13 protein-coding genes and 1 tRNA gene are annotated in these 16661 nt (G+C 55.3%); 4 read left to right on the plus strand and 10 right to left on the minus strand.

From position 1 onward, the window contains the following. Positions 1 to 118: 118 nt before the first annotated feature. Positions 119 to 1147, minus strand: coding sequence for a quinone-dependent dihydroorotate dehydrogenase (locus KFJ24_RS07650; protein ID WP_250830476.1), 1029 nt, complete (start codon positions 1145 to 1147; stop codon positions 119 to 121). A 407-nt stretch (positions 1148 to 1554) separates the two neighbouring features. Here KFJ24_RS07650 and KFJ24_RS07655 point away from each other — a divergent pair, with 407 nt between their 5' ends. After that, positions 1555 to 2736 carry a cation diffusion facilitator family transporter gene (locus KFJ24_RS07655; protein ID WP_250830477.1) on the plus strand — a complete coding sequence of 394 codons (1182 nt, stop codon included), beginning with the start codon at positions 1555 to 1557 and terminating at the stop codon, positions 2734 to 2736. Here the strand turns inward: KFJ24_RS07655 and KFJ24_RS07660 are convergent. Then, positions 2733 to 4232 carry a RimK family protein gene (locus KFJ24_RS07660; protein ID WP_250830478.1) on the minus strand — a complete coding sequence of 500 codons (1500 nt, stop codon included), beginning with the start codon at positions 4230 to 4232 and terminating at the stop codon, positions 2733 to 2735. The two genes, KFJ24_RS07655 and KFJ24_RS07660, sit on opposite strands and share 4 nt — an antisense overlap. Before the next feature lie 202 nt (positions 4233 to 4434). Between KFJ24_RS07660 and rimI the strand changes: the two genes are divergently transcribed. Next, a complete protein-coding gene (gene rimI, locus KFJ24_RS07665) occupies positions 4435 to 5553 on the plus strand; it encodes a ribosomal protein S18-alanine N-acetyltransferase (protein ID WP_250830479.1) in 1119 nt (372 codons plus the stop codon). On the opposite strand, the gene uvrB is transcribed toward rimI, so the two are convergent. Further along, complete coding sequence (uvrB, locus tag KFJ24_RS07670; protein ID WP_250830480.1) at positions 5554 to 7611, minus strand: excinuclease ABC subunit UvrB; 2058 nt, start codon at positions 7609 to 7611, stop codon at positions 5554 to 5556. Positions 7612 to 7814: 203 nt separating this feature from the next. Between uvrB and KFJ24_RS07675 the strand changes: the two genes are divergently transcribed. Then, on the plus strand, positions 7815 to 8999 hold the full coding sequence (locus KFJ24_RS07675; RefSeq protein ID WP_250830481.1) for a pyridoxal phosphate-dependent aminotransferase: 1185 nt from the start codon (positions 7815 to 7817) through the stop codon (positions 8997 to 8999). 70 nt (positions 9000 to 9069) lie between these two features. Continuing rightward, positions 9070 to 9145, plus strand: a tRNA-Asn gene (locus KFJ24_RS07680). A gap of 74 nt (positions 9146 to 9219) precedes the next feature. Here KFJ24_RS07680 and pyrF read toward each other — a convergent pair. The 7 genes from pyrF to KFJ24_RS07715 all read right to left on the minus strand — a co-directional run bounded on the left by pyrF (position 9220) and on the right by KFJ24_RS07715 (position 16661). Next, positions 9220 to 9930, minus strand: coding sequence for an orotidine-5'-phosphate decarboxylase (gene pyrF, locus KFJ24_RS07685; protein ID WP_434968003.1), 711 nt, complete (start codon positions 9928 to 9930; stop codon positions 9220 to 9222). A 31-nt stretch (positions 9931 to 9961) separates the two neighbouring features. Continuing rightward, entirely contained in the window at positions 9962 to 11131 is a 1170-nt protein-coding gene (lapB, locus tag KFJ24_RS07690; RefSeq protein WP_250830483.1) for a lipopolysaccharide assembly protein LapB, read from the minus strand. Beyond that, positions 11131 to 11433 (minus strand): LapA family protein, encoded by a 303-nt coding sequence (locus KFJ24_RS07695; protein WP_250830484.1) that lies wholly within the window; start codon positions 11431 to 11433, stop codon positions 11131 to 11133. The genes lapB and KFJ24_RS07695 overlap by 1 nt, the downstream gene beginning before the upstream one ends. A 65-nt stretch (positions 11434 to 11498) precedes the next feature. Next, positions 11499 to 11795 carry an integration host factor subunit beta gene (locus KFJ24_RS07700; protein ID WP_250830485.1) on the minus strand — a complete coding sequence of 99 codons (297 nt, stop codon included), beginning with the start codon at positions 11793 to 11795 and terminating at the stop codon, positions 11499 to 11501. A 132-nt stretch (positions 11796 to 11927) separates the two neighbouring features. Then, entirely contained in the window at positions 11928 to 13622 is a 1695-nt protein-coding gene (rpsA, locus tag KFJ24_RS07705) for a 30S ribosomal protein S1 (protein ID WP_250830486.1), read from the minus strand. A 130-nt stretch (positions 13623 to 13752) separates the two neighbouring features. Further along, a complete protein-coding gene (cmk, locus tag KFJ24_RS07710; protein ID WP_250830487.1) occupies positions 13753 to 14433 on the minus strand; it encodes a (d)CMP kinase in 681 nt (226 codons plus the stop codon). Further along, positions 14433 to 16661, minus strand: coding sequence for a bifunctional prephenate dehydrogenase/3-phosphoshikimate 1-carboxyvinyltransferase (locus tag KFJ24_RS07715; RefSeq protein WP_250830488.1), 2229 nt, complete (start codon positions 16659 to 16661; stop codon positions 14433 to 14435). The genes cmk and KFJ24_RS07715 overlap by 1 nt, the downstream gene beginning before the upstream one ends.

The raw sequence follows: 16661 nt of genomic DNA on the forward strand, positions 1-16661 counted from the left end.
CAGAATAACCCAAACGGGGCCTCCCGCCCCGTACCATGCGAAGAAGCGCCACGGGGTTCGTTCCCCGCACGGGCCCGCTAAGCGGGCCCACTTTCGTTCTGGGCCCCACAGCCAAGACTCAGGCTTTCGGCTCTATCTTCCGGATGGCCTCCACGGCCTCTCGAATCAACTCCGGCCCGCGGTATATAAAGCCAGTGTACACCTGAACCAGCTTCGCCCCGGCTCTGATCTTTTCAGCTGCACTCTCTCCATCAGTGATTCCGCCCACACCAATTATTGGCAGTGACTCACCCAGCTCTGCATAAAGCCCCTGGATAACTCTGAGCGAGGGCCCACGCACCGGAGCACCACTCAAACCACCAGCTTCACCAGCACAAGGGTGCCCGTCAACGGCATCCCGGCTGATCGTTGTGTTTGTGGCAATAACGCCGTCCAATCCGGTTTCGCGCAGGGCAGATGCCACAAAGCGAATTCCTTCATCATCCATATCCGGTGCAATTTTGACCGCAATCGGCACGTAGCGACCAAATTGCTTTTCACACCGACTCTGCTCGTCCTTGATCGCCTCCAGCAAACCTTTCAGCGAGTCGCCAAACTGCAGGTCGCGCAATCCCGGTGTATTGGGAGATGAAACGTTCACGGTGATGTAGTCTGCACGGGTGTATACGGCCGAAATTCCTTTGCGATAGTCAGACTCCGACTCTTCATTCGGCGTGTTCTTGTTCTTACCCACATTAATGCCCAGCACACCCTGATAACGTCGCTTGTCGACGCGTTCGAGCAAATGCTCAAGACCTTCATTATTGAAACCCATACGGTTAATGATCGCCTGGTGTTCCGGCAACCGAAACATGCGTGGTTTCGGATTACCCGGCTGTGCCACAGGCGTTACCGTTCCAACTTCAATAAAGCCAAAACCCAACACGCCAAGAGCATCAAGGTGATCAGCATTTTTATCCAGGCCCGCAGCAAGGCCTACGGGGTTCGGGAAATCCAGCCCCATAACATTCACAGGCAATGCATCTACCTTTCGCGAGAAGGCGCCCAGCAAACCAAGCCGGCCGGCAAGATCAAGACTGTTGAGTGCGATGTTGTGAGCCTGCTCAGGTGGGAGTCTGAAAAGCAGGTTGCGGATAAGGCCGTACATCTGAAAACTCCTTGACGAAACGTGAGCGGCAGTATACCCGAAGTTTTCCACAGCATCCCGGTGGTAAGGCAATTCAGCTCTAAATGACTGTATCTTTAGGGTACAGTGACCTTTTCCACGGAATCTGTGGATAAACCTGTTGAAAATCGTGGTGCAACGTTTGCTATCCCTTGATAACTGCGCCAGCCTACAAATTGATCATTTTTTAACCAGTTATTTTTGTTATATTTTTCAGTGATTTATAAAACTTATAAAGAAATGTTGAGTAATTCTGTACAAAATGTTAGCCAGTCACCGATCCGCAACACTGTGCATAAACAGAGTTGTCAGGCAGCAAAAAGCGGCTCCACACGGATGTGCGTAATAACGTTATACTAGGTTCCCTCAACTTATCCGGAGAAAACCGAATGGACGAGCCGGTTTCGAAGGCGCAGCGGCACCGAGAAAACCTGACAAGCGAAATGAAAGCCGCATCCAGGGTCACCATCATTGGAATGATTCTTGATGCAGTGCTGGGAATTATAAAGGTCATTGCAGGTATTCTTTTTCATTCCCAGGCCCTACTTGTGGATGGCATTCACTCCTTCACGGATGTGGCTTCAGACCTTGTGGTTCTCGGTGTCATGCGGGTTTCACGGCAGGAGCCTGACGACGACCACCCGTATGGCCATCAACGCATAGAAACCTTTGGCACACTGGTACTCGGCAGCATTCTGATTGCCGTTGGTGCCGCACTTGCGTGGGAAAATACCCTGAGGCTACTTGAGGGTGAGGCCGACATTGCGCCTGGATGGCCAGTGCTGCTGGCTGCAGCCTTGTCCGTGGCGGGCAAGGAATGGATCTATCACTATACTCGCCGTATCGGGGTGGCTATTCGTTCAGACCTTATTATTGCTAATGCCTGGCACAGCAGAACCGATGCATTCTCTTCGGTGGTTGTTCTGTTCTCGACAGCGGGCGCGATGCTCGGCTTTCTCTGGCTGGATGTCTTGGCCGCAGTAGTTGTTGCCGGCATCATTATCCACATCGGGTGGAAATTCACCTGGGACAGCGTAAAGGAACTGGTGGACACCGGGCTCTCTCCTGAAGATACCGAAATGCTCAAAGACATTGCCCGACAAACTGACGGTGTCCGCAATGTGCATGAACTCCGCAGCCGCCGGATGGGCCATGACATTCTTCTGGATATCCACCTGGTTGTAAGGCCTGACATCAGCGTGTCCGAGGGGCATCAGATCGGTATGCAGGTCGTAGGGGGCATGCGCAATGCGCTGGAGAACATTCGGGACATCAATTTTCATATTGACGCCGAGAACGATGAAGACCACCTGCCCACCTCGGAGCGACTGCCCTCCCGGGAAGAAATCCGTGGAACGCTGACTCAACATGTGGGCGAACTCCCCTCCAGTACCCGGCTGCGCCTGCATTACCTGAAAAACAAGGTTCACCTGGAGCTGTTCTTCGATACCTCAGCGGAAAGCACCATACTGACAGCCGATCGTATCCGGGAAGAACTCGCCGACTATTCCTGGTTTGGCAGCGCCCGTGTATGGGTGGCGGAGCCATACGTGCAAGAACCCGGTGCCTAACGGCGCCGGTTTTCTTCCATCCGAGACAGAAACTCCTGCATGATCAACGTATAGAGCTCTCCCCCCAGAAAACGGTCCTCCACACCAGCATCGATACTCGGATTGTCGTTCACTTCGATGACGGCAACCCGGTTACCCGACTGTTTGATGTCCACACCGTATAAACCGTTGCCGATCAGTCGGGTGGAATTCAGTGCCGCCTGAATAACATTTCTGGGGACCTCATAGGTCGGCATAGTCTCGAAATCACCGCTCTCACTGGCCGATTCACCATGCTGGTAGATCTGCCAGTGGCCTTTCACCATCATGTATTTGCAGGCAAAGATAGCCCTGCCGCCAAGGACGCCGATACGCCAGTCATAATCGGTATAGAGGTACTCCTGGGCAAGCACCAGCGCAGACTGTTTAAACAGCTCCCTGAGGCCGGTACGGAGTGATTTTTCATCCTCTGCCTTGGTCACTCCCCGAGAGAATGCACCATCAGGAATCTTGATGACCACGGGAAAGCCGAGCTCTTCGGTCACCTGCTCAACCGCGTGTTTTTGGTCCTTGGAAAGAATCAGGGTCTTCGGTGTTGGTATCTTGTTGTTCTTCAGCAGGTCCGCCAGAAACACCTTGTTCGTACAACGAAGAATCGACACGGGGTCATCAATCACCACCATGCCCTCGGCCTCGGCCCTGCGGGCAAAACGATACGTGTGGTGATCAATAGCGGTGGTTTCCCGGATGAACAGTCCGTCGTATTCCGGTAACCGCATATAATCCCGACGGGTGATCTGCTCAACGTTGATACCGAGCTTTCGCCCGGCCTTTTCAAATCGTTTGAGCGCAACCTGGTCGCTAGGAGGCATCTCCTCCTCGGGGTTAACCAGAACGGCCAAATCAAAACGATAACGGCGACGGGTTCGGGGCTTACGCCAAACCATGCTGCTGAAGCGATCGAACGCAGCGGCGAAGATATCCTGCTCATGCTCATCCAGATCGGCGGGGGCCGCCGGCTTCATGGATTCGATCTGCCATTTCTTGCGGCGTTTGAACACGATTTCCAGAATCGGGCAGGGAAAACGCTCAAACAGAGCTCGCGCCACGGGTTTCAGATCCGGATTCTCCGCCTGACCGAAATAGCTCCGAATCCTGACTTCATGGGTGGCCTCACGCTCGTCGGTCGCGGGGTCAATTTCCGCACCTGAAGCCTCAAGCCAGTTAATGACGCTGTCATCCAGCTCTTCCAGCTCCAGAGAGAACAGGCCTTTTCGGCTCAGATCGTTAAGGGTCATTACCGAAGGCACCACGTGGTGGCCACGAGCTTCCGCCAGTAACGAACAGTAATAACCCCGGCTCAGATACTTCGCACTCTGACAGAGATTAATCACCCGGACCCGGCTTGAAGGGGACGCCGAGAATTGCAGGTACTGGTCAAAAGTCAGCACGTCTTCACTGGGGTAATAAGGAGCCCAGTCCTTGGCGCGGTCTACGACAATGAGCAAACGGGACATATAAGGCATTCCTCCCTGAAGGTTCAGCCTGAACCAATTAGTCGCAACAATACGCCGGGGCCGGAAACTGCACAATCAATCGATAGTGCGTGCTTTTACGCATGCCAGATGCATTTGCCAACCCCCTCTGTTCTACCATAATAGCCCCACAAGGGAAGCGAGCCAGCTTGCCCGACCAGACTCTCTCCAAGGCTCCTCCGACATGCCCGAACTGCAGATCCGACATGCAATCAACGCCGATCTTGACGACATCGTCAGGCTGGAAAACCGGTGCTTTTCGGAAGACCGTATTTCCCGGCGGAGCTTCCGGCGCTTTCTGGAGATGCCCAGGGATCGTTTGATCGTAGCCATTCAGGACGGGGAATTGATCGGCTACTGCCTGGTGCTGATGAATGCGGCGACCCGCCTGGCGCGCATATATTCCATTGCCGTCTCCCATACCGCCCGAGGACGCGGCGCAGGTGAAAAGCTGGTGAGTGAAGCTGAACGGGAAGCCGTGGAGGCTGGCCGAATTGTGATGCGTCTGGAAGTGAGAGAGGACAACAGCCCGGCCATAAACCTGTATAAGCGCCTCGGCTATCGTCAGTTCGGTACCTACCGCGACTATTACGAGGACCACGGCAATGCCCTGCGCTTTGAGCGTCGCATCCTGTTCTATGAACCCTCACGGGAATTCCCGGCAGTGCCCTATTACCCGCAAACCACCGAATTTTCATGTGGACCCGCTGCACTGATTATGGCGATGGCAGCGCTCGACGAGCAACAACCGATGACCACGCTGGAAGAACTGAAGCTCTGGCGGGAAGCGACAACCATTTTCATGCTGGCAGGCCATGGCGGTTGCGGCCCGCACGGGCTTGCATTGGGGGCCTGGCATCGGGGATTTCATGCCAGTGCGTGGATCAGCAAAGAAGGTGCGCTGTTCAAGGATACGGTCAGGAATGAGGACAAGAAACGCGTACTTGAACTGGTTCACGAGGGTTTTCTGCACGACATCGGCCAGACCGGCATCGAACTGCACCATGACCCGCTCACGCTCGAAGGCATGGCAGAAGCCCTTCATCAGGGCAAAGTACCGGTTATCCTGATCAGTACCTGGCAACTCAATCGCAGCCGTGTGCCACACTGGGTGACCGTGTGCGCGATAGACGACCAGTTCGTCTATCTGCACGACCCGGAAATCGATGCAGAGGCTGGGGACACGGTGGCGGACAAGCAGTACCTGCCCATTGACCGACGGATATTCGACAAGATGTCCCGGTATGGCAGCCTTCAACCCCTGCAGGCTGCCGTCATTATCGGGCCTAAACGCAACGACTGATCAGGCGGTGCGCAGCGTCGCCTCCTTCAGTTCCGAAATCTCGTCCCGCAATCGTGCTGCAGTCTCGAAATCCAGATCCGAGGCCGCCTTGTACATTTTATCTTCAAGGCGGGTCACCTCTTTAAGCATTTCTTCGGGCGATCTATTGCCCGCCTTGGCACGATACTGTTCCGCTTCCTCCGCGGCCTTCTGGCCTGGACGTTCGGCTTTACGACGACCGCGACCGCCGCCACCGGCACCCTCCATGATGTCGGCAATTTTCTTGTTCAGCCCCTGGGGCGTAATGCCATGCTCTTCGTTATGGGCAGCCTGCTTGGCCCGTCGGCGGCCGGTCTCATCGATGGCTCTCTGCATGGAGCCGGTTATACGATCCCCATACAGGATTGCCCTGCCGTTAACGTTCCGGGCAGCCCGGCCAATGGTCTGAATCAGCGACCGTTCGGACCTCAGGAACCCTTCCTTGTCTGCATCAAGAATCGCCACCAGTGATACTTCAGGCATGTCCAGACCTTCCCGCAACAGGTTGATTCCGACCAGCACGTCGAACTCTCCCCGTCGGAGATCCCGGATTATTTCGACCCGCTCAACGGTATCAATGTCAGAGTGCAGGTAACGCACTTTAATGTCGTGCTCCATGAGGAAGTCAGTCAGGTCTTCCGCCATGCGTTTGGTGAGGGTGGTCACCAGAACCCGTTCCTTGATGGCAACCCGGGAATGAATTTCGGACAACAGGTCATCCACCTGGGTGGACGCAGGCCGGACCTCAATCTCCGGGTCCAGCAAGCCGGTGGGCCGGACCACCTGCTCGACCACCTGGCCGGCGTGCTCCGCCTCGTAATGAGACGGTGTGGCAGAGACAAAGATCATCTGGGGAGCGATACGTTCCCACTCCTCGAACCGCATGGGACGATTGTCCAGAGCAGACGGTAACCGGAAACCATACTCCACGAGAGTTTCCTTACGGGACCGGTCACCCTTGTACATGGCGCCGATCTGGGGAATGGTCACGTGGGACTCATCCACCACCAGCAGGGCATTGGGCGGCAGATAATCAAACAGCGTTGGCGGAGCCTCGCCGGGACGACGACCGGACAGGTAGCGGGAATAGTTTTCGATGCCATTGCAATAGCCCAGCTCCATCATCATTTCGATGTCGTATCGGGTGCGTTCCTCCAGACGCTGGGCTTCAACCAGACGGTTGTTGTCGCGAAGCTGCTGCAGGCGCTCATCCAGCTCCACCCGGATATGCTCCACCGCATCCAGCACCTTTTGGCGGGGTGTCACATAATGCGATTTCGGATAGATGGTAACCCGGGGCACCCGCCTCAGTACCTCTCCGGTCAACGGATCGAAATAGCTCAGATTCTCCACTTCGTCATCGAACAGTTCGATTCGAATGGCTTCCTTTTCAGATTCCGCCGGGAACACATCAATCACATCTCCGCGAACCCGATAATTGGCCCGGTGGAACTCAATGTCGTTGCGGGTGTACTGAAGCTCGGCCAGGCGCCGAAGAATAAAGCGCTGGTCTATCTGATCGCCCCTGTCCAGGTGAAGCATCATCTTGAGGTAAGACTGAGGATCACCCAGACCGTAAATAGAGGACACCGTCGCCACGATGATGGCGTCCGAACGTTCAAGTAATGCCTTGGTCGCCGAAAGGCGCATCTGCTCAATGTGCTCGTTAATGGAAGCGTCTTTCTCGATGAAGGTATCCGAAGAAGGCACGTAGGCTTCCGGCTGGTAGTAATCGTAGTAGGAGACAAAGTATTCAACAGCATTGTCCGGAAAGAACTCCCGAAACTCCCCGTACAACTGGGCAGCCAGGGTCTTGTTGTGGGCCATAACAATGGTCGGCCGCTGAATCTGCTCGATGACATTGGCAATCGTGAACGTCTTGCCCGAACCGGTTACCCCCAGCAGTGTCTGGTGCGCCAGGCCGGAGTGAATACCGTCCACCAACCCCTCAATTGCCTTGGGCTGATCGCCGGCCGGGTTATACGGTGAGTCGACCCTGAATACGGTATCTTTGGCAGCACTGGACTCTTTATTGGCCATAATTGGCGGATAACCTCCGGTTTATTGACAGTCAAAGCCACCGATCAGCTCATACCATCGAGAAATTTAGCGTTATGCCGGCTTCATGATACCATCAGAGCGATTCACGACTGGGCGAAAATAAGCCAGCTTTTTTCTTTGGCACATATTCTGACACCCCGCCGGTCGCAGCCCTATCAGACGCAGCTTTAAGGAGCGCAAGTTTGGACCTTCAACTTTCCAGCCGAGTACAGGCTATCAAGCCCTCTCCCACTCTCGCAGTCACTAACAAGGCCGCGGAACTCCGCGCTGCCGGCCAGGACATCATTGGCCTTGGTGCTGGCGAGCCGGACTTCGATACCCCCGATCACATCAAGCAGGCAGCCATTGAGGCCATCAACAATGGCCAGACCAAATACACCGCTGTGGATGGTACGCCGGCCCTGAAGAAAGCGATTATTGCGAAGTTCAAACGGGACAACGGCCTGGATTACGAAGCCAACCAGATTCTAGTAAGCAGTGGTGGCAAACAGAGCTTTTTCAACCTCGCACTTGCCACCCTGAACCCGGGTGACGAAGCGATTATCCCTGCCCCTTACTGGGTGTCCTACCCGGACATGGTCCTGGTGGCTGAAGGCAAACCGGTAATTATCGAAACCAGTGCTGACACCCGTTTCAAGATCACGCCGGAGCAGCTGGAAAACGCCATCACCGAGCGCACGCGCCTGTTCGTGATCAACAGCCCTTCCAACCCGAGTGGCATGGCCTACACCCTTGAAGAGCTGCAGGCGATTGGCGAGGTTCTGAAAAAACACCCGAACATCATGATCGCCACCGACGACATGTACGAGCCGATCCTCTGGACCGGCAAGCCGTTCTGTAACATCCTCAACGCCACACCGGAACTGTACGACCGCACCTTCGTACTGAATGGAGTATCCAAAGCCTACTCCATGACAGGCTGGCGTATCGGCTATGCCGCAGGCCCAACGAAAATCATTGGCGCCATGAAGAAGATACAGTCCCAGAGCACCTCGAACCCGTCTTCTGTTTCACAGGCCGCCGCCCAGGCCGCTCTGGACAGTTCGCAGGACTGCGTGGGGGAAATGGTCAGTGCGTTCAAGGAACGTCACGACTGGTTGGTTGAGGCGCTGAACGCCCTGCCCGGCGTCGAATGTCTCAAAGGTGATGGGACCTTCTACGTGTTCCCGAGTTTCCAGGGCGCAATTGACGCTGCCCAGGGCGTGAGCACGGACGTGGAGTTTGCTGAAAAGCTGCTCACGGAAGCTGGCGTGGCCCTGGTTCCGGGTTCCGCTTTTGGCTCACCTGGCCATATGAGACTCAGCTTCGCCACCAGTATGGATAACCTGAAAAAGGCGGTTGAGCGTCTGCAGAAAGCGCTTGGCTAAAAACTTTTAGCGAGGGGTTGACGGAGCGCTATAGCCAACTTAATATACGCGCCTCGTCACAAGACGACGTTCCCCGATAGCTCAGTTGGTAGAGCAACGGACTGTTAATCCGTTTGTCGCTGGTTCGAGCCCAGCTCGGGGAGCCACTATTCAAAAAGGCCGCTGATTCACTGAATCAGCGGCCTTTTTATTTTCCTGCCTGGCAATAGATATGAGCGACTCAGAGAGCCGCCAATTCCTCATGAATTTCGTCCAGAGCGGCCAATGGGTCCAGAGCCTGAGTAATCGGCCGACCAATCACCAGGTAATCACTACCCGCCCTGATCGCATCCGTGGGTGTCATAATACGCTGCTGGTCACCCCGGTCTGCGCTTAATGGCCGAATCCCCGGGGTGATCAGCTTAAAGCCGGCTCCCTGTTCTGCTTTCAGCTTTGGTGCTTCCTGTGCCGAACAAACCACTCCATCAAGACCACAATTCCTGGTCAGTGTCGCAAGGCGAGACACCTGTGCCTCGGGAGACGCCTGAATACCAATAGCTTCCAGATCCCGGGCGCTCATGCTGGTGAGAACGGTGACGGCAATCAATAGCGGCTTATCAGCGCCAAACGATTCCAGACGCTCACGACAGGCCGTCATCATTTTTTCGCCGCCCGAGGCATGCACATTGACCATCCAAACACCAAGATCGGCAGCGGCGGCAACCGCAGCGGAGGTAGTATTGGGGATATCGTGGAATTTCAGATCCAGAAAAACATCGAAGCCGAGACTCTGAAGCCCCTGAACCAGTTGGGGGCCCGAACGGGTGAACAACTCTTTACCTACTTTCAGACGGCATTTGGCGGGGTCCAGTTTGTCCACCAGCTTCAGTGCCGGGTTCTCAGACGGGAAGTCCAGGGCGACAATAATCTTGGGGTCGTTAACGGTTTGCACGTTCATTGTCCTGCGGAATGTCAGAAAAGGATTATTCGGCTTCAACACCCTGAATCGGGCGGACGGTTTCCCACTGTTTGCAGCTTGGGCACAGCCAGTGGAGCTGCTGGCCGGAGAAACCGCAGTTAACACAGCGGTACACCGGGCGGTTTACAAGGATCAGGTGGCCAATACGACTGACCAGCCTGCCCTCGTCCGTGGTCATACCTTTTTCATAGCCAGCAATTTCGACCAGTCTGAGCAAGCCGCGAACACTCGGGCGAATTTCCAGTTCCTGGCGAAGCAGGTCAATCGCGGCTGGCCTACCCGAGGACCTCTCCACGGACTCAACCAAAGCCAGGAGCAGACTGGTACTTGGATAGCTCTCATAGAGCTTTCGCAGCTTTTTGCCCAGACGGCCTACATTGCCATGCTCATGCTCCAGCTTCATCAGGCGGTCGACCGCTTCAGGCCCAAACTCCGGGTTCTGATCAAACACCTTGAGACTCTGGTTGCTAGCCTCGCGAAAACTTCCCTGGCGAATGAGCAACCTCATAAGAATGAGTGTGGCCCGCACGCACGAACGATCGTAGTCCAAAGCCTCTTTCGAAAGTTTCTGGGCGCCCCACCGATCATCCTGCTTAAGCGCTTCTTCGGCCTGCTCGCAGGTAATGTAAGCAAGGACTTTGAACATAGCAGGATCGGCATCGCCTTTGGTGAGCGTGCGGGCAACGTCGGCGGCGTTACTCCACTCTTTTTCCTGCTGGTATAGCTCAATGAGTTGTTGCGCGGATTTGCGCCCGTACTCACGATCCCCCATTAACTGTTGCAGCAAAGCCTCGGCGCGATCCAGCAGGCCCGCGTTCAGGTAGTCTTTTGCCAGTTCGAGGGTAACCTTCGGAGAAAATCGTGGTGGCAGCTCAGGTCGCGCCAGAAGGTTTTGGTGAATAAGAATCGCCCGATCCGTCTCGCCCTTGAGGCGAAAATGATTGCCTATCGAAAGGTGCAGGCTGACCGTATCTTTATTTACAGCCAGTGACTGGACGAAATTCTCTACCGCCTGATCAGAATAGTTGGTAAAAAGAAACTGAAGTCGATCACGCACAGAGTCTTCATCGGCGATGGTCGTTCCGGATCCACGGCCACTACTGCCTAGCCTGCCTGCCACCCAGCCCGCCGCAACCGCCACGGTGAGCAGCAGCCACTGAAGCACTATATCCATTAAAGAGTCCGGTCGTTCTCGGCCCTGGATTTCTCCAATGCCTGTTCGGCACGATCGAGTCGTTTCTTAAGGGTTCGCCGGGAAACCGACGTACGAAAGGTCGCCAGCATGGTCATCAACACACCCACAAGTGCGCCGACAACAAAAGACATAATAATCCAGATAGCAATCCCATGGGGCTGGGTCTCAAACAGCAAAAAGTTGAGAGAAACCGTCATCTGATTATTGAGAGAAAAGACAAGAGCCAGCAGGACAAGGACCAGCACCAACAGAATAATAAGAATCTTCTGCAATCCTGCCATAGCGATAGCACTCCAGATTGGGCCCTTGGTTAAGCCCGGTTTTTTACGGGTTCACTGATCAGGCCTTAAAAGCCCTTCTTCAAGCTGTCGTTAACCTGTTCCCGCAGCTCTTTGCCCGGCTTGAAATGCGGCACATACTTCGCGGGTAACTGGACAGCTTCACCGGTCTTGGGATTTCGCCCGGTTCGAGCAGCCCGGTGATGAAGGGAGAAACTACCGAACCCCCGGATCTCAATTCTCTGACCATCGGCAAGCGATTGAGACATGTGCTCGATAACGGTTTTCACTGCCAATTCTACATCTTTAACGGAGAGCTGCGTCTGTTTTGAAGCAATCAGCTCGACCAGTTCGGACTTCGTCATGAGGCGTTTCCCTCTATCATTATTATTCGGCCGTCGGTTACCGGATTCCCATGACACTAGTTTAGCCAAACCAGAAAAAAACACAAAAAAAACGGGCTCTTAGAGCCCGTTTTTTCTTACCAACCGGAAATATCAGTCCTTGTTGGCGTTCTGCTGCTGCATCTGCTCCTTGATGAGATCACCGATGGTGGTCGCACCAGAAGCTGTTTCAGCAGTCTTGGCCCGCACGCCTTCCAGAGCCTGTTTGTCGTCCTCAACATCTTTGGACTTGACTGACAGGTTGATGATGCGGTTCTTACGGTCGATGCTGATAATCTTCGCTTCAACCTCTTCGCCTTCCTTCAGCGCGTTGCGTGCATCTTCAACGCGGTCGCGGCTGATTTCAGAGGCCTTCAGTACAGCTTCAACTTCGTCGTTCAGAGCGATAGTCGCGGCCTTGGCGTCAACAGCAGACACGGTACCCTTAACAATAGAGCCCTTGTCATTCAGCTGCACAAACTCAGCGAACGGATCGCTTTCGAGCTGCTTGATACCCAGGGAGATGCGCTCACGCTCCGGATCAACAGACAGGATAACGGTTTCAACCTCGTCACCCTTCTTGTATTCACGAACCGCTTCTTCGCCAGTCTCGTTCCAGCTGATGTCAGACAGGTGAACCAGACCGTCGATGCCACCGTCCAGACCGATAAAGATACCGAAGTCAGTGATTGACTTGATCTTACCGGAGATACGGTCGCCCTTGTTGAAGTTGCTGGAGAAGTCTTCCCATGGGTTAGACACACACTGCTTGATACCCAGGGAAATACGACGACGCTCTTCGTCGATGTCCAGAATCATCACACCCACTTCGTCGCCGACCTGAACGACTTTGGATGGGTGAATGTTCTTGTTGGTCCAGTCCATTTCAGACACGTGAACCAGACCTTCAACACCCTCTTCCAGCTCAGCGAAGCAGCCGTAATCGGTCAGGTTGGTTACGCGTGCTGTAACCCTCATACCTTCCGGATAGCGACCCTTGATGTCGACCCATGGATCTTCACCCAGTTGCTTCAGACCCAGAGATACGCGGTTGCGCTCACGGTCAAACTTCAGAACCTTAACGTTGATCTCATCGCCCACATTGACGATTTCGCTCGGATGCTTGATGCGCTTCCAGGCCATGTCAGTAATGTGCAGCAGGCCGTCAACACCGCCCAGATCTACGAACGCGCCGTAGTCGGTCAGGTTCTTGACGATACCCTTGATGGTCAGGCCTTCAGTCAGGGTTTCCAGCAGAGCTTCGCGCTCGGCACTGTTTTCAGCTTCCAGAACGGCGCGGCGGGAAACAACCACGTTGTTACGCTTCTGGTCCAGCTTGATAACCTTGAATTCGAGTTCCTTGTTCTCCAGGTGCGCAGTATCGCGAACCGGTCGAACATCTACCAGGGAGCCCGGCAGGAAGGCGCGAATACCAGCCAGATCTACGGTGAAACCACCCTTGACCTTGCCGTTAATGATGCCCTTGACCACTTCTTCAGCTTCGAAGGACTTCTCAAGTACCTTCCAGGCTTCTGCACGCTTGGCCTTCTCACGGGACAGACGGGTTTCACCGAAACCATCTTCTACCGCATCAAGAGCCACATCGACGACATCGCCGATGGCAACTTCCAACTCGCCTTTTTCGTTCAGGAACTGGGAGGCGGGGATAACGCCTTCGGACTTAAGTCCGGCGTTAACGGTGACCCAGTCGCTATCAACATCCACAACGGTTCCCTGGACGATGGAACCTGGCTGCATGTCAATTTCTTTTAGGCTTTCTTCAAAAAGATCCGCAAAGCTCTCGCTCATTATGAGTCCTATATGATCAACGCAAGTACGCTCCGTGCCGCCAGCAACACGGTCTGTTAGTAATGTCCGGATGTGGCCAGTGGCTGGCCGATAACGCCACGTCCGGCATTTCAACGACAAAAAGGTGTAGTCAGGCCTGACCTGCTGCGGCCATACACCTGTCCAACACCTCTTCTATACTCAAGCCCGTCGAATCAATGACTTGCGCATCATCCGCAGGCTTGAGGGGGGCTGCAGAACGGTTCATATCCCGCTCATCGCGAACCCTTATCTCCTCTAAAAGGGCATCAATGTTAACATCGACACCTGCGTCCTTCAACTGGTTGTAACGCCTGCGGGCACGTTCCTCAGCACTGGCCGTAAGGAATATCTTTGCCGGAGCATCCGGGAAAACCACCGTACCCATATCACGGCCGTCGGCGACCAGTCCCGGCGTCTTCCGGAAATCCCGTTGCCGCTGCAACAGTGCATCACGAACCGGTTGCATGACCGCAACCCGCGAGGCGTTATTGCCGCACGTTTCGGCGCGTATTTCCGACGTGACATCTTCACCCGCCAGGATGACTTTTGCGGGCTCTCCGGCAGGCGTCGGCTCGAACGCCACATCAAGCGATGCCGCCACACGCACGAGACCTGCCTCGTCATCCAGCGAAACGCCCTGGCGAACCGCCGCCAATGCAGTCAATCGATACAGCGCTCCGCTATCCAGCAAATGGTAACCCAGCTTTTTAGCCAGCATCTGGGTAATCGTGCCCTTGCCGGAACCACCGGGACCGTCGACAGCAATAACTGGCGCCTTTGGGTCGGACATTATTCGGCTCCTTCGGCGGAAATATTGATCCCGGTTCCCCGGGCAAGTTCCACAAAACCAGGGAAAGACGTTGCCACATTGGCGCAGTCAGTCACTTCGATCTCACCCGCCGCTCGCAGCGAGGCAACCGCAAAAGACATGGCGATACGGTGATCCCCATGGCTGTTAACGGTACCGCCACCGATGGTCTGGCCGCCTTCGATAACAATACCATCCGGAGTCACTTCGGACTCGACACCCAGCGCGGCAAGCCCGTCTGCCATCACCTGAATGCGGTCACTTTCTTTAACCCGAAGCTCTTCAGCCCCGCGCAGAACAGTGCGACCACTGGCACAAGTAGCGGCAACGAACAGAACCGGGAACTCATCAATCGCAAGTGGCACCTGATCTTCGGGGATATCAATGCCTTTCAGGTCTGCGGAACGGACCCGCAAATCAGCCACTGGCTCGCCACCAATCTCGCGCTCGTCGAGCACCTCGATATTGGCGCCCATCTGGCGAAGAATATTGATGACACCGACACGGGTCGGGTTCATGCCGACGTGGCGCAGAATGAGGTCAGATCCTGGCGCAATACTGGCAGCAACCAGGAAAAACGCAGCGGACGATATGTCTGCCGGAACATCAATGTTCGTGGCAGTCAACGTTCCGCCACCACTCAAGCTGGCCGTCGAACCATCACGGTGCACATCATAGCCAAACCCTGACAGCATACGCTCGGTGTGGTCACGGGTTGGTGCCGGTTCCGTGACGGAGGTGCGGCCCTCTGCATACAGCCCTGCCAGCAAAAGACAGGATTTAACCTGGGCACTGGCCACCGGCATCTCATAATGCATACCGGTCAGGCTCTGACCACCGCGGATTTTCAACGGCGGGCGTCCGCCCTCGGCAGTATCGATCACCGCACCCATTGCCCGAAGCGGATCAGCCACCCGACCCATGGGGCGCTTGGAAAGACTGACATCCCCTGTCAGCTCCGAGTCAAATGGCTGCGCCGCCAGCAAGCCGGCAAACAAGCGCATGGCGGTACCGGAATTACCCAGATACAGAGGGCCACGCGGCGCCTGCAAACCATTGATACCAACGCCATGGATACGAACAAATCCGTCGTCCGGTCCCTCAATGGTGACACCCATATCACGGAACGCCTGGAGGGTAGCGAGACTATCCTCACCCTCAAGGAACCCCTTGACCTCAGTAATGCCGTCAGCCAGAGCGCCCAGCATAATGGAGCGATGCGACATGGATTTGTCGCCCGGCACCCGGATATCTCCGGAAACAGCATTACCCGGCTGAAGACGGAACGTTACCTGTTTCTCAGTGTTGTTTGTCACGTAAGCCTGCCCTGAAAGCATCTTGGAAAAGTGTTCTCGCGCCGCCTTGGCGCGACTGAAAACCCGCAACAGGGTGCCACTGTCCTGTTGGGCTATAGCAGTGCGTAGCTGGTCGAGGTCATGAGTAAAGTGATCAATCACCCGGAGGACGGCGTCACGGTTAGACAGGAATATGTCGTGCCACATCACCGGATCACTGGCAGCAATTCTGGTGAAATCGCGGAAACCTCCCGCAGCATAGCGAAAAATGTCCATATTCTGGTCTTCGCCAGCCAGCGTATCCACCAGAGAGAAAGCAATAAGATGAGGCAGATGACTCGTCGCTGCCAGAACCTCGTCGTGGTATGCCACCGACATGGTGAGCACGGTGGCGCCGCAACCCTCCCAGAGCGCCTTCAAACGGACAACGTCTGACTGATTGGCGCCATCTCCGGGCGTGAGAATAACCTTGTGATTAACGAAGAGCTCCGGGTTTGCGGCCCGGATACCACTCTTCTCGGAACCCGCAATCGGGTGCCCGGGGATAACACGTGGTGACAGCGAACCGAACACCGCCTCGACGTCGGCTACGAAGCTGGACTTAGTACTACCGACATCCGTCAGCACCGACTCAGGCCCGAGCCAGGGTTTGATCTCGGCGAGCACCGCTCGCGTTGCACGCACCGGAACTGCCAGCACCACCAGATCACTGCCCTTTACCGCCTCTTCAACAGAGGAAGCGGCTTCGTCGATAACCCCCAGCTCCTTGCCCAGGGCCAGTTCATCAACCCGTCTATCCGCGCCAACGACCGTAACCGCGAGGCCATGACGACGAATAGCACTGGCCAGTGAGCCTCCGATCAGACCGAGACCAATAATCGCAACTCTCTGGAACAGTGGCTTTTGGCCAGACAC

Origin of the sequence: Marinobacter sediminum, assembly GCF_023657445.1 — a bacterium.
Classification (GTDB): Bacteria; Pseudomonadota; Gammaproteobacteria; order Pseudomonadales; family Oleiphilaceae; genus Marinobacter; species Marinobacter sediminum_A.

What these genes read in the sequence shown, in the direction of transcription:
- KFJ24_RS07700 (WP_250830485.1), bottom strand. Translation starts at nt 11,795, where the DNA reads ATGACGAAGTCCGAACTGGTCGAGCTGATTGCTTCAAAACAGACGCAG.
- lapB (WP_250830483.1), bottom strand. Translation starts at nt 11,131, where the DNA reads ATGGATATAGTGCTTCAGTGGCTGCTGCTCACCGTGGCGGTTGCGGCG.
- KFJ24_RS07660 (WP_250830478.1), bottom strand. Translation starts at nt 4,232, where the DNA reads ATGTCCCGTTTGCTCATTGTCGTAGACCGCGCCAAGGACTGGGCTCCT.
- uvrB (WP_250830480.1), bottom strand. Translation starts at nt 7,611, where the DNA reads ATGGCCAATAAAGAGTCCAGTGCTGCCAAAGATACCGTATTCAGGGTC.
- rimI (WP_250830479.1), top strand. Translation starts at nt 4,435, where the DNA reads ATGCCCGAACTGCAGATCCGACATGCAATCAACGCCGATCTTGACGAC.
- rpsA (WP_250830486.1), bottom strand. Translation starts at nt 13,622, where the DNA reads ATGAGCGAGAGCTTTGCGGATCTTTTTGAAGAAAGCCTAAAAGAAATT.
- KFJ24_RS07695 (WP_250830484.1), bottom strand. Translation starts at nt 11,433, where the DNA reads ATGGCAGGATTGCAGAAGATTCTTATTATTCTGTTGGTGCTGGTCCTT.
- KFJ24_RS07650 (WP_250830476.1), bottom strand. Translation starts at nt 1,147, where the DNA reads ATGTACGGCCTTATCCGCAACCTGCTTTTCAGACTCCCACCTGAGCAG.
- KFJ24_RS07655 (WP_250830477.1), top strand. Translation starts at nt 1,555, where the DNA reads ATGGACGAGCCGGTTTCGAAGGCGCAGCGGCACCGAGAAAACCTGACA.
- cmk (WP_250830487.1), bottom strand. Translation starts at nt 14,433, where the DNA reads ATGTCCGACCCAAAGGCGCCAGTTATTGCTGTCGACGGTCCCGGTGGT.